General features: G+C 61.6%; 14 protein-coding genes. 6 read left to right on the plus strand and 8 right to left on the minus strand.

Annotated features, from left to right (window positions below; genetic code table 11):
* Nucleotides 1-85 precede the first annotated feature (85 nt).
* Genes mtnN through ET34_RS0100225 form a run of 3 tightly spaced genes read left to right on the plus strand, consistent with a single transcriptional unit; the run spans nucleotide 86 to nucleotide 2216 of the window.
* Entirely contained in the window at nucleotides 86-784 is a 699-nt protein-coding gene (mtnN, locus tag ET34_RS0100215; RefSeq protein WP_031518468.1) for a 5'-methylthioadenosine/S-adenosylhomocysteine nucleosidase, read from the plus strand.
* Nucleotides 777-1580, plus strand: a complete 804-nt coding sequence (gene btuF / locus ET34_RS0100220; RefSeq protein WP_031518470.1) for a vitamin B12 ABC transporter substrate-binding protein BtuF — start codon at nucleotides 777-779, stop codon at nucleotides 1578-1580. The genes mtnN and btuF overlap by 8 nt, the downstream gene beginning before the upstream one ends.
* A 15-nt stretch (nucleotides 1581-1595) precedes the next feature.
* Nucleotides 1596-2216, plus strand: a complete 621-nt coding sequence (locus tag ET34_RS0100225; protein WP_031518472.1) for a TRIC cation channel family protein — start codon at nucleotides 1596-1598, stop codon at nucleotides 2214-2216.
* Between the two features lie 46 nt (nucleotides 2217-2262).
* Here the strand turns inward: ET34_RS0100225 and erpA are convergent, their stop codons facing one another.
* Together erpA and clcA are read right to left on the minus strand one after the other, a co-directional pair.
* Nucleotides 2263-2607 (minus strand): iron-sulfur cluster insertion protein ErpA, encoded by a 345-nt coding sequence (gene erpA, locus ET34_RS0100230; protein WP_031518474.1) that lies wholly within the window; start codon nucleotides 2605-2607, stop codon nucleotides 2263-2265.
* 81 nt (nucleotides 2608-2688) lie between these two features.
* Nucleotides 2689-4089, minus strand: a complete 1401-nt coding sequence (gene clcA / locus ET34_RS0100235; protein WP_031518475.1) for a H(+)/Cl(-) exchange transporter ClcA — start codon at nucleotides 4087-4089, stop codon at nucleotides 2689-2691.
* Between the two features lie 179 nt (nucleotides 4090-4268).
* Here clcA and hemL point away from each other — a divergent pair, with 179 nt between their 5' ends.
* Nucleotides 4269-5549 (plus strand): glutamate-1-semialdehyde 2,1-aminomutase, encoded by a 1281-nt coding sequence (hemL, locus tag ET34_RS0100240; protein ID WP_031518477.1) that lies wholly within the window; start codon nucleotides 4269-4271, stop codon nucleotides 5547-5549.
* A 206-nt stretch (nucleotides 5550-5755) separates the two neighbouring features.
* Here the strand turns inward: hemL and fhuB are convergent, their stop codons facing one another.
* The 6 genes from fhuB to hrpB all read right to left on the minus strand — a co-directional run bounded on the left by fhuB (nucleotide 5756) and on the right by hrpB (nucleotide 16994).
* Nucleotides 5756-7738, minus strand: a complete 1983-nt coding sequence (fhuB, locus tag ET34_RS0100245) for a Fe(3+)-hydroxamate ABC transporter permease FhuB (RefSeq protein ID WP_031518479.1) — start codon at nucleotides 7736-7738, stop codon at nucleotides 5756-5758.
* Complete coding sequence (gene fhuD / locus ET34_RS0100250; protein ID WP_031518481.1) at nucleotides 7738-8634, minus strand: Fe(3+)-hydroxamate ABC transporter substrate-binding protein FhuD; 897 nt, start codon at nucleotides 8632-8634, stop codon at nucleotides 7738-7740. The genes fhuB and fhuD overlap by 1 nt, the downstream gene beginning before the upstream one ends.
* Complete coding sequence (gene fhuC / locus ET34_RS0100255; RefSeq protein WP_031518482.1) at nucleotides 8634-9431, minus strand: Fe3+-hydroxamate ABC transporter ATP-binding protein FhuC; 798 nt, start codon at nucleotides 9429-9431, stop codon at nucleotides 8634-8636. Before fhuC ends, fhuD begins: the two co-directional genes overlap by 1 nt.
* A gap of 47 nt (nucleotides 9432-9478) precedes the next feature.
* Entirely contained in the window at nucleotides 9479-11656 is a 2178-nt protein-coding gene (fhuA, locus tag ET34_RS0100260) for a ferrichrome porin FhuA (RefSeq protein WP_031518484.1), read from the minus strand.
* Nucleotides 11657-11914: 258 nt separating this feature from the next.
* Complete coding sequence (gene mrcB, locus ET34_RS0100265) at nucleotides 11915-14449, minus strand: bifunctional glycosyl transferase/transpeptidase (RefSeq protein WP_031518486.1); 2535 nt, start codon at nucleotides 14447-14449, stop codon at nucleotides 11915-11917.
* Between the two features lie 106 nt (nucleotides 14450-14555).
* Nucleotides 14556-16994: an ATP-dependent helicase HrpB gene (gene hrpB / locus ET34_RS0100270; protein ID WP_031518488.1), complete on the minus strand. Its 2439-nt coding sequence runs from the start codon at nucleotides 16992-16994 to the stop codon at nucleotides 14556-14558.
* Nucleotides 16995-17066: 72 nt separating this feature from the next.
* On the opposite strand from hrpB, the gene thpR reads away from it, so the two are divergent.
* Both thpR and sfsA read left to right on the plus strand, forming a co-directional pair.
* Complete coding sequence (thpR, locus tag ET34_RS0100275) at nucleotides 17067-17603, plus strand: RNA 2',3'-cyclic phosphodiesterase (RefSeq protein WP_031518490.1); 537 nt, start codon at nucleotides 17067-17069, stop codon at nucleotides 17601-17603.
* On the plus strand, nucleotides 17603-18307 hold the full coding sequence (gene sfsA / locus ET34_RS0100280) for a DNA/RNA nuclease SfsA (RefSeq protein WP_031518492.1): 705 nt from the start codon (nucleotides 17603-17605) through the stop codon (nucleotides 18305-18307). The genes thpR and sfsA overlap by 1 nt, the downstream gene beginning before the upstream one ends.
* Nucleotides 18308-18427: the final 120 nt, after the last annotated feature.

Below are 18427 nucleotides of genomic sequence, written 5' to 3' on the forward strand. Positions count from 1 at the left end.
GATGCGAAGTAAACCCTGCTACAGTGCCATGATAGACTATGCCGCGAAAAGGCGTTTATGTCCCATTACTATTGCGAGTTGACCTATGAAAGCAGGCATTATTGGTGCTATGGAAGAAGAAGTTACGCTGCTGCGTGACAAAATTGAAAACCGTCAGACCCTCACCCTGGCAGGCCTGGAAATTTATACCGGCACGCTGAACGGCACCGACGTAGCCCTGCTGAAATCGGGCATCGGGAAAGTCTCTGCCGCGATGGGTGCTGCTCTGCTGCTGGAGCACTGCAAGCCGGATCTTATCATCAACACCGGCTCTGCGGGCGGCCTCGCGCCAACCCTGAACGTCGGGGATATCGTGGTTTCTGACGAAGCGCGCTACCACGATGCGGACGTCACCGCGTTCGGTTATGAGATCGGTCAGATGGCGGGCTGCCCGGCGGCGTTCAAAGCCGATGATAACCTGGTGAGCGCGGCGGAAGCCTGCATTAAGCAGCTCAACCTGAATGCCGTGCGCGGCCTGATTGTCAGCGGCGATGCGTTCATCAACGGCGCGGAAGGCCTGGCGAAAATCCGCCACAACTTCCCGCAGGCGGTGGCGGTAGAGATGGAAGCAACCGCTATCGCTCACGTCTGCCATAACTTCGGCGTGCCGTTCGTGGTGGTGCGCGCCATCTCTGACGTCGCGGACCAGGCATCTCACCTGAGCTTTGAGGAGTTCCTGGCGACGGCGGCAAAACAGTCCAGCCTGATGGTAGAAACCCTCGTCCAGAACCTGGCGCGTGGCTAAGCCCGGTATTTTCAGGGCGCTGTGCGCCCTGGTGTTATTGCTGCCGGCGTGGCTGTCTGCTGCGCCGCGCGTCATTACCCTCTCCCCGGCGAACACCGAACTGGCCTTTGCTGCGGGGATCACGCCTGTCGCGGTAAGCGCTTACTCAGATTACCCTGCGGCCGCCCGCAACCTTGAGCAGGTGGCAAACTGGCAGGGTATCAATCTGGAACGCATCGTGGCGCTGAAGCCGGATCTGGTTGTCGCCTGGCGGGCCGGTAACGCCGCGCGTCAGGTCGATCAGCTTAAAGCTCTGGGTATTGAGGTGTTGTGGCTCGACCCGGCGACGGTTGCCGAGGTCGCCGATGCCCTGCGCGCCCTCGCCCGCTGGAGTCCGACGCCGGATACCGCGCGCACCGCTGCGGCCTCGCTTGAGCAGCGCTTTCAGGCCTTGCGCGCGCAATACGCCACCGCCCGCCCCAAAAAGGTGTTTATGCAGTTCGGCACCGCCCCGCTGTTTACCTCCGGGTCCGGCTCGCTGCAACACCAGCTACTGGAAACCTGCGGCGGCAAAAACGTGTTTGCTGACAGCCGGGTTCCCTGGCCGCAGGTGAGCCGTGAGCAGGTGCTGGCCCGTCGCCCCGAGGCGATTGTCATCACCGGCGGGGCGCGCGCAATTCCGAAAGTTCAGCAGTACTGGAGCAGCCAGCTTGCGGTGCCGGTTATCGCCATTAACGATGACTGGTTTGAACGCGCCGGTCCGCGTATTATCCTCGCCGCGCAGCAGCTGTGTGCCGCGCTGAAGCAGGTAACGTAACCGGAGAGTCGACGCATGCTCATCTACTGGCTGGATATTATTGGCACCGCGGTGTTTGCCATTTCCGGCGTTTTGCTGGCTGGCAAGCTGCGCATGGACCCGTTCGGCGTGCTGGTGCTCGGCGTGGTGACGGCCGTCGGCGGCGGCACCATTCGCGATATGGCGCTGGCGCACGGCCCGGTATTCTGGGTGAAAGATCCGACGGACCTGGTGGTGGCGATGGTCACCTGCCTGGTGACGATTCTGGTGGTGCGCCAGCCGCGTCGCCTGCCGAAATGGGTACTGCCGGTGCTGGATGCCGTCGGGCTGGCGGTGTTTGTCGGCATCGGCGTTAACAAGGCGTTCCTCGCTGGCACCGGGCCGCTGGTCGCCATCTGCATGGGTGTGCTGACCGGGGTTGGCGGCGGGATTATCCGCGATGTGCTGGCCCGCGAGATCCCGATGATCCTGCGCACGGAAATCTACGCCACCGCCTGTATTGTCGGCGGCATCGTACACGCCACGGCATATTACACCTTTGCAGTGCCGCTGGAGCAGGCAAGTATGATGGGAATGGTGGTCACGCTGTCCATTCGCCTCGCAGCCATTCGCTGGCACCTGAAGCTGCCCACCTTCGCGCTGGACGAAAAGCACTAAATAAAAAAGCCGTGCTCAGCACGGCTTTTTCTTTGCGTTCGGTGACTCAGATGCTGAACGAGGAACCACACCCGCAGGTGCTTTTCGCGTTCGGGTTGGTCACCACGAAGCGGGAGCCTTCCAGGCCTTCGGTATAGTCTACCGCGCCGCCTACGAGGTACTGCAGGCTCATCGGGTCAACCACCAGCGCTACGCCCGCTTTCTCGATGGTCATATCACCGTCGTTGATCTGGTCATCGAAGGTAAAACCATACTGGAAACCGCTGCAGCCACCGCCGGTGATATACACGCGCAGTTTCAGATCGGGATTCTCTTCATCGGCGATCAGGTTTTTCACTTTATTGGCCGCGGCCTCAGTAAACTGAAGCGGCAGCGCTACGTCATCACTCATTTTTCACTCCCATTAACCCTACCGACTGGGCAAATAATAACCCAATGCATTGGGCCATTATCCGTTACGCGGTCAAATCGTTCAAGTCCTCGCCCCGGCGCGCTCCTGCTGTTCAGCCTCCTGCCGCGCCAGGGTTCTGGCGAGGATCGTGGCATAAAGCGGCTTGCCGCCAAGGAATTGCGCCAGCAGTGTCGCACCCAGACAGGTAATAATCATCGGCAAAATGAGCTGGTAATTATCGGTCATCTCCAGCACCAGCACGATACCGGTGAGCGGCGCACGCACCGATGCCGCGAACAGCGCCCCCATACCCGCAATGGCAAACGTCCCGACATCCAGCCCCAGCGCCGGTAACCACGCGGCGCACACCATGCCAAAGGCGGTGCCCAGCAGCGTACCCAGCGCCAGCATCGGCGCAAAAATACCACCCGGCGCACCGGAGGAAAAACAGAGCAGCGTGGTAATCACCCTGGCGATAAAAATAAACAGCAGCATGCCGACGGTGAAGTTCCCCGCTGCGGCAATCGGGATCAGGCTAAAACCGCCCCCGGCAGCGCCCGGCGCAATCAGCCCGAGAATGCCACACAGCCCGCCAATCGCTCCGCCGATCAGCACCCAGCGGGTGGTATTTCCGCCATGCAGCCGGTGAAAACCGTCCTGCATACGCAGCACCAGCGTGTTAAACAGCGGCCCGACGCCGCCGAAGATCATCCCCAGCAGCAGGTACAGCCACAGGGTATTCAGCGGCGCGCTCGACAGCTGCCCTACCTCGATGACAGCGGTTTCGCCATTAAACACGCGGAATACGATGCTCGACATGATCACGCCGGTAAATACCGCTTTGATGGAGATAAGGTTATAGCGAAACTGCGGGCGCATCTCTTCAATAATAAACAGGATGCCCGCCAGCGGGGCATTGAAGGCCGCCGACAGCCCTGCCGCCGCACCGGTAGCCAGCAGCGTATGCCGGGCCTCCGCCCCGCGCTGGCGGAACAGATCCAGCACCATCCGCCCGACGTTACCGCCAAGCTGCACCGTCGGCCCTTCACGCCCGAGTACCATTCCCGCGCCCAGCGTCCCCATCCCGCCGATAAATTTCACCGGCAGTACGCGCCACCAGCGCACCGGGCGCAGCTCCTCCAGCGCCCCTTCGATTTCCGGGATGCCTGACCCGCCCGCTTCCGGGGCAAAGCGGCGTACCAGCCAGTAGCCCACCATCGCCAGCAGCGCCGAGAGAATAAACGCCAGCGGCCATACCAGCACCGCGCTGTCCGCCACCTGAGCCAGCAGGCCGAGCCGCTGCTGCATCACCCAGTTCACGGCGCGCTCAAACGCCACGCCGACCAGACCGGTCAGCGTCCCGACGATGGCCGCCATCAGCAGGATCAGGAGTGGCGTTTTGTCACGCAGCAGCAGACGGCGCACCATGTCGCCGCGCCGTAAGCGGATAATCTGTTGAGAAGCAGGAATTACCGGTTTCATAACGGGATTCAACTCATTTGTCATACCAAAGCCGGGCCACATTGTAGTTGCCGACGCGCCAAAGGTCTTGTGCTGGCGCAAACGCGGCGGAAAAGGCAAGCACGCGCGTGGGTAGAACAACGGACGGATAACCCCTAGAATAGCCCGCAGTTATATTTCCTACGAATCAGGAGCCAGTCATGAGCAAGTCCGAAAACCTTTATACCGCCGCGCAGAACGTCATTCCCGGCGGGGTGAACTCGCCGGTGCGCGCGTTTACCGGCGTGGGCGGCACGCCGCTGTTTATCGAACGCGCCGACGGGGCTTACCTGTATGACGTCGATGGCAAGGCCTATGTTGATTACGTTGGCTCCTGGGGTCCAATGGTGCTGGGCCACAACCACCCGGCCATCCGCAACGCAGTGATCGAAGCAGCCTCGCGCGGCCTGAGCTTTGGTGCGCCGACCGAAATGGAAGTGAAAATGGCGGATCTGGTGACCGAGCTGGTGCCGACTATGGATATGGTGCGCATGGTGAACTCCGGCACCGAGGCGACCATGAGCGCCATTCGCCTGGCGCGCGGCTTCACCGGCCGCGACAAAATCATCAAATTCGAAGGCTGCTACCACGGTCACGCCGACTGTCTGCTGGTGAAGGCAGGTTCCGGTGCGCTGACCCTCGGCCAACCGAACTCTCCGGGTGTTCCGGCAGATTTCGCGAAGCACACCCTGACCTGCACCTATAACGACCTGGCCTCGGTACGCGCCGCGTTCGAACAGTATCCTGCGGATATCGCCTGCATCATCGTCGAGCCGGTGGCGGGCAACATGAACTGCATCCCGCCGCAGCCGGACTTCCTTCCGGGCCTGCGTGCGCTGTGCGACGAATTCGGCGCGCTGCTGATTATCGATGAGGTGATGACCGGGTTCCGCGTCGCGCTGGCGGGTGCGCAGGCGTACTACAACGTGGTGCCGGACCTGACCTGCCTGGGCAAAATCATCGGCGGCGGCATGCCGGTGGGCGCATTTGGTGGTCGTCGTGAGGTGATGGCGGCGCTGGCCCCGACCGGGCCGGTTTATCAGGCGGGCACCCTGTCGGGTAACCCGATTGCGATGGCAGCGGGCTACGCCTGCCTGACCGAAGTGGCGCAGCCGGGCATCCACCAGACCTTAACCGATCTCACTACCCGTCTGGCAGAGGGTCTGTTGCGTGCTGCGAACGAGACCGGCATTCCACTGGTGGTAAACCATGTTGGCGGCATGTTCGGCCTGTTCTTCACCCGCGCCGAAACCGTGACCTGCTATCAGGATGTGCTGGGCTGTGACGTCGAGCGCTTCAAGCGCTTCTTCCACCTGATGCTGGAAGAGGGCATTTACCTGGCCCCGTCGGCGTTTGAAGCCGGGTTTATGTCCGTGGCCCACAGCGAAGCGGATATCGATAACACCATCGACGCCGCCCGCCGCGTCTTCGCCCAGCTGTAATCCCTGCCAACGGCGGGTGCGCTTCGCTTACCCGCCCTGGGTCACTGAAACATCCGGTTTTTGTAGGGTGGGTAAGCGTCAGCGCACCCACCTTTAACATCTCCGTCAACGGCGGGTGCGCTTCGCTTACCCGCCCTACGGTTACTGAAATATCCGGTTTTTGTAGGGTGGGTAAGCGCCAGCGCACCCACCTTTAACAAACACCGTTACCGGCTCTGTTTTCTCAACAGGTAGATAAAATACGGCGCGCCGATAAACGACGACAGCAGCCCGGCAGGGATCTGGTACGGGAACATCACCATCCGCCCGGCCCAGTCGGCGAACACCATCAGCATCGCGCCGATCAGTGTCGACATCACAATGTGCGGCATGGTGCGGCGGAAGCCCATCATGCGCGCAATGTGCGGTGCCATCAGCCCGATAAAGCTCAGCGGCCCGATGATCAGCGTGGCGCAGGCCGTCAGGCTGGCAGCCAGCAGCAGCAACAGTACCCGCGACGTCGTCAATGCCATACCTACCGCCCGCGCCGTCTCACCGCCCAGCGGCAAGACCGTCAGCCAGCGGCGACACAGCGGCGTGAGGATAAACAGCACCACCATCACCACGGCCCCGGAGGCAACCTGCTGCGCAGTGGCGTTATAGGTGGACCCGGAAATCCAGGTCAGCACCTGCGCCATACGCGGATCGCCGCTCGCCTGGAGCATCATCAGCAGCATGGTAAACGCCGTGCTGAGCGCCATCCCGGCCAGCAGCATACGGTGCGGTGAGAAACCGCCCCGCCCCGCGGCCACCATGATAATCAAAAGCGTTGCCGCCGCCCCGAGACTGCCCGCCGGCAGCAGCCAGCCAAAGGCGTTACCCGGCACGAAGAACAGCATCAGCACCACACCAAACGCTGCGCCGGAGCTGATGCCCAGCACTTCCGGGCTGGCCATCGGATTCCCCGTCAGGCGCTGAATAATGCAGCCCGCTACCGCCAGCATCGCCCCGGCAATCAGCGCTGCCGCCACGCGCGGCCAGCGCCACGGCATCAGCTGCGACAGAGCATCGCCACTGGCCCAGACCCAGCCCTGGGCGTCGCGCCCGAGGCTCAGCGCCAGCACGATAAACGCTGCCAGCACGGCCAGGCCCGCCAGCGTCCACAGTACGCGGTGCTGACGCTCAGCCGGCACGCTGTCGCCGGCATTCATCGCCGGCGGCGTCATGGTGCGCAGGCGCGGCAGCAGCCACAGCAGCAGCGGTGCGCCGATAAGCGCGGTGATCGATCCGGTGGAGACTTCCATCCACACCCGGGTCAACCACACTACCAGCTGATCGGCAACCCACAGGATCAGCGCACCAATCAGCGCGGAGAGCAGCAGTCGGGAGAGCAGTCGCCGCGCGCCGAGCATTTTCGCCAGCAGCGGCGCGAACAGGCCGATAAAGCCGACAATCCCCACCGCATTCACCAGCAGCGCGCTGAGTACGATCGCCAGCGCCAGCGCAGCAAAACGCGCCAGCGACAGCGCAAGACCGAGGTTACGCGCCACGCCGTCATCCAGCCCCATCAGGGTCAGCGGGCGCAGCAGGAGCAGCGTCAGGATCGCCCCACCCAGCAGCTGCGGCCACAGGCGCTGGACGATGTTCCAGTCGGTCTGATTAAGCGCGCCGGTACTCCACAGGAACATGCTCTGCAGCTGTTCGTGATGGAAGATCGCCATCAGCTGATTCACCGCCCCGCAGTAAAGGCTCACTACCAGCCCGGCGAGGATCAGCGTCACCGGTGAAAGGCGTTTACCCCAGGCGACGCCGAACACCAGCAGGCCAACCAGACAGGCACCGGCCAGCGCCGCGAACTGCGACACCAGATAGCCGCCGGGCAGCGCCCACAGCGTGGTGATGGTAATGCCGAGCTGCGCCCCGGTGGCAACGCCGAGCGTGGTTGGCTCCGCCAGCGGATTGCGCAGCACCTGCTGAAACAGCACGCCTACGAGGCCCAGACCCGCCCCGACCAGCAGGGAGATCGCCAGCCGCGGCAGCGCGCTGTAGTGGAACAGCATCTGGTCAACAACATTGACGTCCGGAGCAGCCAGCGCCTGCCACCAGTCGCTGCGCGGCAGCTGCGCGTTGAGGTTAAACCAGCTCAGCCACAGGGCAAACAGCGAGAGCAGTGCCAGCAGCAGTGCCGGAAACGCGATACGACGCGGCATCATGCTTTGCCTCCCAGCGCGGCATCAAACACGCGGCAGAAGTGCATGGCGGAGAGCGTCGCCCCGTAGAACCACACGGCGGGAACGCGCTGGAAACGCTGCTGGCGCATAAACGGCATCGCCTGCCACAGCGGCGTCGCGGCGACGCGCTGATAAAGCGCCTCATCGCCATGCTCGAAGCAGAGCACATCGGCATCCTTGATCGCTGCCAGCCGCTCTATACCCACTATCGAGCTACCCCAGAAGTTGGTTTCCCCCTGCCAGGCGTTTTTTACTCCCCAGCGGTCAAGCACCTGCTGGAACAGGCTGTTAGCCCCGATCACCAGCACGTGGCGTTCATCCATCGTGCACATCATGAGTACCGGGCGATTGCCGCGCGTGCGAAAACGCGGGGCATAGCGTTCAACGGTCTGATTAAAGGTCGCCATATGGCGTTCGGCCTGCGGCGTCATGTCCAGCAGCGCCGCCATCTCCATCAGAGACTTTTCTGCAAGTGTTAGTGGGCGCTTACCATCACTAAAGTTGAAGCCGCGGCCAGGGGCGATACGCGCCAGCGTCTCGGCAGACGGGCCGTAGCCTGACGACCAGACGATCATGGAGGGCTTCATCTGGATCAGCAGTTCCAGATTGGGTTCGGTACGCAGGCCCACGTCAATGACGCTGTCCGGCAGCGCCGGCTCGTTGACCCACAGGTTGTAATTAGGCACGTCCGCCACACCGTAAGGCGTGACGCCCAGCGCCAGCAGCAGCTCCACCGGGAGCCACTCCAGTGCGACGATGCGGTGCGGATTGACGCTGGCGGCTTTACTGGTGGTGGCGTGCCACAGCAGCGGCGAGAGCGCCATCGCGGTTAATAACCGGCGGCGCGTCAGGGAGGCAGTGATCGGATCGCGCATCAGTAGACGAAGCTCACAGGTGCGTTGCCGCCCGGATGCGGCAGAATGCCCATCGGGATGCCGTAGATATGCTCCAGCGTTTCGCTGCGCATCATCTCCTGCGGGCTGCCCTGGGCGATCATCTCGCCGCCGCGCAGCGCCACCAGATGATCGCAGAACCGTGCCGCCATGTTGATGTCGTGCAGTACGGCGATCACCGTCAGGCCGCGCTCTTTGCTCAGCCGCTGAATCAGCGACAGCACGTCCATCTGGTGCGCAATATCCAGCGCCGAAGTGGGTTCGTCCAGCAGCAGGCAGCGGCTGTTCTGCGCCACCAGCATGGCAATCCAGGCGCGCTGGCGTTCGCCGCCGGAGAGGCTGTCCACCAGACGCTGGGCAAACGGTTTAAGGCCGACCAGTGCAATGGCTTCATCCACCCGCTCGCGGTCATCCGCGCCGAAGCGGCCCAGCGCACCGTGCCACGGGTAGCGGCCGATGGCGACCAGCTCACGCACCGTCATCCCTTCCGCCTGCGGCAGCTGCTGCGGCAGGTAAGCGACTTCACGGGCAAAGGCTTTGCTGTTCCAGTCGTCGAGCGGCGTATCGTTTAACAGAATAGTGCCGTCGCTCGGGCTCTGGTGGCGGCCCAGCATTTTGATCAGCGTGGATTTACCTGAGCCGTTATGGCCGATGAGGCCCGTCACGCGACCGGCGGGAAAGGTCAGAGAGAGAGGGTGAAGCAGCGTGCGACCGGGCACGCGAAAGGAGACATCAGAAAGCGTGAACGTTGAATCGGGATGCGTTTTGTTATCCTGCATAAAAGCCAACTTGTAAAAGGGCACGGCGAACCGTGCCCGAAAACGAATTAGAAACGGAAGGTGGCGGTTGCCACAACCTGACGTTCAGCGCCCCAGAAGCAGCCATAGGTCTGGAAGCAGCTGGAAACGTACTCACGGTCCAGAAGGTTATTTACATTAAGCGCGATGCTGGAACCAGCCATACCCAAACGCGCCAGGTCGTATTTCACCACTGCGTCCATCACTGCGGCACTGCCCACTTTGAAGCTGTTAGCCGGGTCGCCATAGCTTGAACCAATGAAGCGACCGCCGGTACCCAGCGTCAGGCCAGACAATGGACCTGCGTTAAAGGTGTAATCACCCCACAGAGATCCCATGTTACGCGGCACCTGCTCGACTTTATTGCCTTTCAGGTTGGTATCTTTGGTGTATTCAGCATCGATGTAGGTATAAGACGCCGTCACGTTGATATTCGCATTAAGCGCCGCTTTGGCTTCCAGCTCCACACCGCGTGAACGCACTTCGCCTGATGGTACCTGCTGCGTAGCATCGGTCGGGCTGGTGGTCAGGGTATTGGTTTTTGTCAGCTCATATACCGCGGCGGTAAGCACAACCGGCATATCTTTCGGCACATACTTCACGCCCGCTTCGTACTGCTCACCTTTAGATGGCGCAAATGCCATACGCGGAGTGCTGTAGAGGTCAAATGCGTTCGGCTCGAAAGACTGGCTGTAGCTCACGTATGGCGAGATACCGTTGTCGAACAGGTAGTTCACACCGCCACGCCAGGTGAACTGATGATCATTACGTTCGATGGAGCCGCCGTCAGCACGAACGGTAGTGCCCTGCTGAGACCAGTCATAGCGACCACCCAGCGTGAACACCCATTTATCCCACTCGGCCTGATCCTGAACGTAGATGCCGGTCTGCTCGGTTTCATTGAGCTGGTACGGGTCTGCGCCACCGAACTCGAAGTCTACCGGGGTATAAGAGCCGTAAAGATCGATAGCCGGGGCGCTGCCAAAGGTAGCGTTGATATCGTTACGCATACGCATGTAATCGACACCGGTCAGTAAGGTGTGATCGACGTCGCCCGTGGCGAATTTACTCTGTAGCTGAGTATCAACGCTGAAGTTTTGCAGACGTTCATTATCGACGATGGTGCCGCGATTAAGCGTATGTCCATCGGCCTGAATACCCGTGCCATAGACGCTCTTCTGCGCCGTTTTCATCTCTGCAAAGCGCAGGTTCTGACGCACAGTGAAAGTGTCATCGAATTCATGGTCAAAGCTGTAGCCGACCATTTTCTGATTGCGGGAATAAGTATTGTTCTTCGCGGCTTCGCTGAAATCAGGATGCAGACGCTTGCCGTTTGGCAGCTTCTCGACGGTCCCCTCTTTCGGCAGCCAGCCGTAATAACCGGTTTCCGGCTCGTTCTGGAAGTAAGAGAGGAAGGTGAAATTGGTTTTATCGCTCGGACGCCAGGAGAAGGATGGTGCAATGGCATAGCGTTTCTGCTGCGCATGCTCCTGCTGCTGATCGTTAGAACGCGCGATACCGGTCAGGCGGTAGGAAAACTCACCGTTATCATCCAGAGCATCACTGAAATCAAAACCAGTCTGGTAAAGGTTGTCAGTGCCCATTTTGAACTGCACTTCTTTCAGTGGTTCCGTGGTTGGACGCTTACTCACCATAGAGATGATACCGCCCGGGTTGCTCTTTCCGTACAGGACGGAAGTCGGGCCGCGCATCAGTTCAACGCGCTCAAGCATGTACGGATCGATCACCGCGTCGTTATAGAAGTTCCCCTGCAGCTTCATGCCGTCCAGATAGTTATTCTGGCTCAGGCCGACGGAGGTAAAGCCACGGATGCTGACGAAGTCGTAAGTCGTGGATGCGCCACGGTTACTGACCACTACGCCCGGCGTATAGCCCAGCGCTTCTTTTACCGAAGAGGGCTGACGGATTTGCATCTCTTCGTTGGTCACCACCGACACCGACTGCGGGGTCTTTTCGATCGGGGTGTCGGTTTTAGTGGCGGTGGCGGAGCGTTTGGCCGCGATGGTCGGTGCCGGGCCCCAGGCGCTTTCCTGCGGGGCTGCCGCAGAAACCACGATAGTATCTTCTTTCTGTGTAGTCTGCGCCGCCCAGGCGGTGGCGGAGAGGCTGCCGGTTGCGGCAGCAACAAGTACCGCAAGTTTGCACAGTGAGGTGTTAACTGGCTGAGCAGAATTTGAACGCGCCATTGTAGTTTCTCTGAGTGAAAGTGACGAATGATAACGTAAACGAGAATTATTATTATGCGCGTGGATAATATTCGAAACGCTGTACGCTTAGCAAGCAGTACGCGGCCTGGCGGCGTTGAGGGGGTAAGAAATAACCAGATGAACAGCAAGGCGATTATGACGCTTTCCTGCACCGCGAATTTGCGTCAGGGAAACGCCGTCAGATAAAAATAAGAAAGGCGACCTGAGGCCGCCTTTCTGCATTGTTTGAGGCAACAATTAGTTGCTGCCAAACATGTCTTTGATCCAGCCGGCAACGCCGTCGCTTTTCTCTTCCTGCTGCGGCTGTTGCTGCTGCGCCGGTGCCTGCTGCTCCTGCGGCGTCTGGGCAAACGGGTTGCCGGACTGCTGCTGCTGAGACTGCATGCTCTGCTGGCACAGCGCATCCGGATCGCGGGTCCAGACCGGCAGCACGCGGGTGCCGCCGCCCATGCACTGGAAGTAACCAGCGTCATCCACCGACATATCAACGATATCTTCCGGCGGCGTCAGCTCCAGCGGGATGGGCGACTGGTTCGCCAGGTAACGCTGATAGATAGCCATCGCACCGCTGGCACCGTACAGCTTCGTCGGCTGGTTGTTGTCGCGGCCCACCCAGGTGATCACCACTTCACGGCCATCGATCCCGGCAAACCAGGTATCAACCTGATTGTTGGTGGTCCCGGTTTTGCCGGCCAGATGCAGCTGCGGATACTTCGCAGCAAGCTGGCGACCGGTACCGCGCTGAATCACCTGTTGCATGGTGTAGAGCGTCAGGTAAGCCGCCTGAGCTGGCACCGCACGCTCCGCCTGCGGGAAACTCTGGAACAGCACCGAACCGTCTTCAGCAATCACGGAGCGCAGCGCCGACATCGGCGCGCGATTACCGCCGCTGGCGATGGTCTGGAACGCCTGCGCCACTTCCACCGGCGTCAGGTTAAGGGCACCCAGCAGCATCGCCGGCACCGGACGCAGCTGATTTTTTGGTACGCCAAGTTTGGTCCAGGTTTCGGTGACCGCCGGCAGTCCCAGCGACAGGCCGAGGTTAACCGTCGGCACGTTCATTGAACGGGCAAGAGCGTCCACCAGCATCACCTGGCCACTGAAGCGACGATCGTCGTTCTGCGGCGACCACACCTGGCCGTTTGGCTGGCGCAGCGAGAGCGGCGCATCGGCAATCCAGGTGTTGAGACGGTACTGGTTCGGCTGGCTCAGGGCGGTGAGATAGGTTGCCGGTTTCGCCAGCGAGCCAATCGAGCGGCGCGCCTGCATCGCGCGGTTGTAGCCGGCGAACTGCGGGTTAGCTCCGCCGACCATAGCGCGGACTTCACCGGTGAAGCGGTCCACCACCACCATCGCGGTCTCCAGATCCTTCAGCTTGCGCTGTTTGATCAGCGCCGGAATACCTTCACTTGCTGCTTTCTCGGCGGCGTCCTGCGCCACGGAGTCAAAGGTGGTGAAGATCTTCACGCCGGAGAGATCTTTGACTTTGTCGCCGAGCTGCGTCTGCAGCTCCTGACGCACCATCTGCATAAACGCCGGCTGCGGTGAAATCACCCCGCCACGCGGCTGCACGCCCAGCGGACGCGCGCTCAGCATGTCGTATAGCTCCTGGTCGATGACCTTCTGCTCCTGCAGCAGGCGCAGCACCAGGTTACGACGCTCCAGCGCCAGCTTCGGATTACGCCACGGGTTGTAGAGCGATGCGCCTTTTACCATACCAACCAGCAGCGCCTGTTGATCGAGGCTCAGCTCTTCCACCGGGCGGCCAAAGTAGTAGAGGCTCGCCAGCGGGAAGCCGCGGATCTGATCGTCGCCGCTCTGGCCGAGATACACCTCGTTGAGGTACAGCTCCAGAATGCGGTCTTTGCTGTAGCGCGCATCCATAATGAGCGCCATATAGGCCTCATTGGCTTTACGCCACAGGGTACGTTTGTTGGTGAGGAACAGGTTTTTCACCAGCTGCTGCGTCAGGGTACTGCCGCCCTGCACCGCACGGCCCGCGGTCAGGTTCGCCACCACCGCACGGCCAATCGACCATACCGAAATCCCGTCGTGCTCGTAGAAGTGACGGTCTTCGGTCGCCACCAGCGTATCGACCAGCAGATCCGGGAAACCGGTACGCGGCACGAACAGGCGCTGCTCGCCGTTTGGCGAAGAGAGCATGGTGATCAGGCGCGGATCGAGACGGAAGAAACCGAACTGGCGGTTGCTGTCCATGTTCTCGATGGATTCCAGGCGGTTGCCGTCAAACACCAGACGAGCGCGTACCTGCCCCTCTTTGCTGTCCGGGAAATCAAACGGACGGCGGATCATCTCGATGCTGTTGCCCTTGACGGTAAATTCGCCGGGGCGCGTCATGCGGGTCACTTCGCGGTACTGCGTCGCTTCCAGCAGCTTCACCATCTCCTGCTTGCTGTACGCCATGTCCGGCTCAAGGTTCACCATACGGCCATACACCGCGGCCGGCAGCTGCCAGACCTTGCCGTCGATACGGCTGCGGATCTGCTGGTCAAGGTAAACGCCGTAGGCTGCGAACAGCACCACAAAGACGATAAACAGCTTCAGCAGTAGCCACAGCCACTTGCGGCCCTTGCCGTTGCCGGACTTGCGCCCTTTGCCTTTTACCTTGCGCGGCATCGGTTCTCCATCGTCATAATCATCATTCTCATAGTCGTCGCGCTCATCGTCCCTGAGACGACGGCTCACCTTTTGCTTTGCCGGACGTGCAGGCTTGCCTTTACGTCCGATAGGTTCGCGGTCATTCCCCGCCATGCTCATTCTCCAACAAAGTTCAGGCGCAAAGGCCCGATTTTTATCTCTCGCCCGCAGAGGGGAAAGTAGAAATCTCTCAAAGTCACCGCAGCGGTGGCTCGTCTCATTATGATGAGGGATTGCTGTATTTTCGCGTACGCGTCGTCGGCGCCGCCGTAGCCGGATCGTCCGGCCAGACGTGTTTCGGATAGCGCCCTTTCATCTCTTTCTGTACCTCGCGGTACGCCCCGTTCCAGAAAGCACTCAGGTCGCGGGTGATTTGCAGCGGCCGCTGGGCGGGGGAAAGCAGCTCCAGCACCAGCGGGACGCGCCCGTCGGCAATCGTCGGGGTAGCGGCTTCGCCAAACATCTCCTGCATCCGCACCGCCAGCGCGGGCGGGTTCTCCTCATGGTAGCGGATCGCTATCCGGCTTCCGGTCGGCACAGTGTAATGAGTTGGCAGCGCACTATCCAGCCGTTGACGTAATGGCCAGTCGAGCAGGTGCAGCAGCGCCCGCGCCAGATCGATAGTGCGTAACGCGCGCAGGGAGTGTACGCCGTTCATCTCCGGCAGCAGCCACCGCTCCAGCGAGTCCAGCAACGACGCCTCATCCACCGCTGGCCAGGCATACTCCGGCAACCAGCGCGCGGCACAGGCGAGACGTAAGCGTAGCTGCTCTGCGGCAGGACTCCAGTTAAGCGCATCAAGGCCTTTTTCGCGAATGCCGTTCAGCATGGCGCGGTGCAGCTCCTCTTCAGAAGGCTTCGCCAGCGGCCTGACGCTGATGACCAGCTCGCCAAGCTGGGTGCGGCGCAGCGCTTTCAGGGTGCCCTGGGCGTCATCCCACTCCACCACCTCGCGCTGGCGCGCCAGCTGCGGGCAGCGGGCCAGCAGATCATCGATATCCAGCGCCAGCCCCTGCAAAATGCGCGCGTCCGGGCTGGTGCTGCCCTGCAACAGCAGCGGGACGATCAGCCACTCGTGGCGGCTCAGGGCGTCGTCGTCATCCAGCATCGCCCCCATGCCGTTAGCCAGCTGATAGCGCCCGCCGCTGCCGCGCCGCCGGGCGATGCGATCGCTGAACGCCTGCGCCAGCAGCGCCGGAGCCAGCCGGATATCCGGCGTGCCGCCTTTGCTTTGTATACGGTTAAGCAGCTGCTGGCTGCGCTGCTGCCAGGCGGGATGCGCACGGGTAAAGGCACTGGCGAGATCGCTGCCTGCGCCACGCGGCGGCTCCTCCAGCATCGCAACCAGCCGCGCCGCCGTGGCCTGCTCATCGGCGGTTTTCGCCGCCACCAGCATTGCCGCGAGGCGCGGATCGTTCCCCGGCTGCGCGATCTGCTGGCCGAGCGCGGTCAGCCGTCCGTCCTCCAGCGCGCCGAGCCGGGTTAACAGCGCTTGCGCCGCCCGCAGATTAGCCTCCGGCGGGGCGTCAAGCCAGGTCAGCGCGTCGGGCTGGCATCCCCACTGCAGCACGTCGAGCAGCAGTCCGGAGAGATCGGAGTGCATGATTTCCGCGTCGCTCTGCGCGGCGGCGCGCTCGGCCTGCTCTTTGCCGATAAGGTGCAGACAAAGACCGGGGGAAAGGCGTCCGGCGCGGCCTGCACGCTGGGTCATGGAGGCCTGGCTGATGCGCTGGGTGACAAGCCGCGTCAGGCCGGTGCGCGGGTCGAAGCGCGCGACGCGCTCCTGGGCGCTGTCCACCACCAGACGAATACCTTCGATGGTAAGGCTGGTTTCGGCGATGTTGGTCGCCAGCACCACTTTGCGATAGCCTTCGGGCGCGGGAAGAATGGCGTTGCGCTGCTCGTTAAGCGGCAGCGCGCCGTAGAGTGGGCACAGCAGCACATCTTCCGTCACCCGCTCTTTAAGCTGCTCCTGCACGCGCTGGATCTCGCCGACGCCTGGCAGAAACAGCAGCAGCGAACCGGACTCCTCGCGCAGCAACGCGGCGGTCGCAATGGCGACGGCCTCATCGAAACGCTGATGAGCGGGCAGCGCGGCGTAACGGCGCGCCACCGGAAACGAACGGCCTTCCGAGACGATAACCGGTGCCCCGGGCAGCAGGCGCTGCAGGCGCTCATTATCCAGCGTCGCCGACATAATCAGCAGCGCCAGGTCGTCACGCAGCCCCTGCTGCACGTCGAGCAGCAGCGCCAGGGCGAGGTCCGCCTGCAGGCTGCGCTCGTGAAATTCGTCGAGGATCACCAGACCCACACCGGTCAGCTCCGGATCCTGCTGGATCATGCGCGTCATGATCCCCTCGGTGACCACTTCCAGCCGGGTGGCTGGTCCGATGCAGGTCTGGCCGCGCATACGGTAGCCCACGGTCTCACCCGGTTTTTCACCCAGCAGCTCCGCCAGCCGCTGCGCCACGTTGCGTGCTGCCAGCCGCCGCGGCTCCAGCAGCAGGATGCGCCCGTCAATATTGCCATCGCGCAGGATCTGCAGCGGCAGCCAGGTTGATTTCCCCGCTCCGGTCGGCGCGTTCAGCAGCACCTGCGGCGAGGATTTCAGCGCAGCAAGCAGTTCGGGGAGGATGGCGGCAACCGGCAATGACGACACAAATAGCTCCAGAGGGTTAACATTGAAAGGCGGGCATTGTAGCATCCCGGCAAACCTTTACCGAGTAACCGCATGGCACACCTTAACCGACTCTTTTTTGCGCTGGAGCTGCCGAAGGCGCTGCAGCAGGAGATCGTTCGCTGGCGGGCGACGCACTTCTCACCCGAGGCGGGAAAGCCTGTTGCCGCCGCGAATCTGCATATGACGCTGGCGTTCCTCGGCGAGGTGAGCGCGGAGAAACAGCAGGCGCTGACGGATCTGGCCGGACGCATCAGCCAGCCGGGCTTTACCCTGCGCCTTGACGATGCCGGGCAGTGGCCACGCTCGCGGGTGGCGTTTCTGGGTTCACGCCAGCCGCCGCGCGGGCTGTTGCAGCTTGCTGCCCTGCTGCGCGCCCAGGCGGCCCGCAGCGGTTGCTGGCAAAGCCCGCAGCCGTTTCATCCGCACATCACCCTGCTGCGCCAGACCGACAGCACGCTGCGTCTGCCCGCGCCGGGCTTTAGCTGGGAGTGCCGCATCACAGAGTTTGTGCTGTACGCATCCCGCGTTGAACAGGGCCGCACCCGCTACCAGCCGCTACAGCGTTTCGCACTTAAAAAGGAATTGTAATGGAGTTCACGCCCCCGCTCGCTCCCGCCACGCTGATCAAACGCTATAAACGTTTTCTTGCCGATGTAGTGACGCCTGAAGGCGTGGAGCTGACGCTGCACTGCCCCAATACCGGCGCCATGACCGGCTGCGCCACGCCGGGAGATACCGTCTGGTACTCCACCTCCAGCGTGGCGACCCGCAAATACCCGCATACCTGGGAGCTGACCCAGACGCGCGCCGGGGACGTTATTTGCGTCAATACCCTGCGTGCCAATACCCTGGCGCGTGAGGCGCTGGAGGCGCAACGCCTGCCGGAATTACAGGGCTACGAGCGCGTGTTGCGCGAAGTAAAATACGGCGCAGAGCGCAGCCGCATTGACTTTATGCTCCAGGCGGAGAACCGGGTTAACTGCTATATTGAAGTTAAATCGGTAACGCTCTCAGAACAGGGAAACGGTTACTTTCCGGACGCGGTGACTGCGCGTGGTCAGAAGCATCTGCGGGAGCTGATGAGCGTGGTTGCCCAGGGAGATCGCGCCGTACTGCTTTTCGCGGTATTACACACCGCCATCGCCCACGTCGCACCCGCCCGCCACATCGATCCGATCTACGCGCAGCTACTGCACGATGCACAGCAAAAGGGGGTGGAAATTATTGCTTATAAAGCTACAGTTTCTGCCGATAACATGAGTCTGACGATGCCACTACCTGTCCATCTGTGATCCACAGTTTTGGCAATGGTGTTTTTTTATTCGACCGCTTGCGCGAATAAGCTTTTCCTCACAGGGTTGTCAAGCGTAACGTTTAGTTAATTGCTATCCTGAAAAGCTTCTGCTATTTAT

The organism is Siccibacter colletis, assembly GCF_000696575.1.
Lineage (GTDB): Bacteria > Pseudomonadota > Gammaproteobacteria > Enterobacterales > Enterobacteriaceae > Siccibacter > Siccibacter colletis.

What these genes read in the sequence shown, in the direction of transcription:
- clcA (WP_031518475.1), bottom strand. Translation starts at nt 4,089, where the DNA reads ATGAAACCGGTAATTCCTGCTTCTCAACAGATTATCCGCTTACGGCGC.
- fhuD (WP_031518481.1), bottom strand. Translation starts at nt 8,634, where the DNA reads ATGCGCGATCCGATCACTGCCTCCCTGACGCGCCGCCGGTTATTAACC.
- fhuB (WP_031518479.1), bottom strand. Translation starts at nt 7,738, where the DNA reads ATGCCGCGTCGTATCGCGTTTCCGGCACTGCTGCTGGCACTGCTCTCG.
- erpA (WP_031518474.1), bottom strand. Translation starts at nt 2,607, where the DNA reads ATGAGTGATGACGTAGCGCTGCCGCTTCAGTTTACTGAGGCCGCGGCC.
- fhuC (WP_031518482.1), bottom strand. Translation starts at nt 9,431, where the DNA reads ATGCAGGATAACAAAACGCATCCCGATTCAACGTTCACGCTTTCTGAT.
- mtnN (WP_031518468.1), top strand. Translation starts at nt 86, where the DNA reads ATGAAAGCAGGCATTATTGGTGCTATGGAAGAAGAAGTTACGCTGCTG.
- ET34_RS0100225 (WP_031518472.1), top strand. Translation starts at nt 1,596, where the DNA reads ATGCTCATCTACTGGCTGGATATTATTGGCACCGCGGTGTTTGCCATT.
- mrcB (WP_031518486.1), bottom strand. Translation starts at nt 14,449, where the DNA reads ATGGCGGGGAATGACCGCGAACCTATCGGACGTAAAGGCAAGCCTGCA.
- fhuA (WP_031518484.1), bottom strand. Translation starts at nt 11,656, where the DNA reads ATGGCGCGTTCAAATTCTGCTCAGCCAGTTAACACCTCACTGTGCAAA.
- sfsA (WP_031518492.1), top strand. Translation starts at nt 17,603, where the DNA reads ATGGAGTTCACGCCCCCGCTCGCTCCCGCCACGCTGATCAAACGCTAT.
- thpR (WP_031518490.1), top strand. Translation starts at nt 17,067, where the DNA reads ATGGCACACCTTAACCGACTCTTTTTTGCGCTGGAGCTGCCGAAGGCG.
- hemL (WP_031518477.1), top strand. Translation starts at nt 4,269, where the DNA reads ATGAGCAAGTCCGAAAACCTTTATACCGCCGCGCAGAACGTCATTCCC.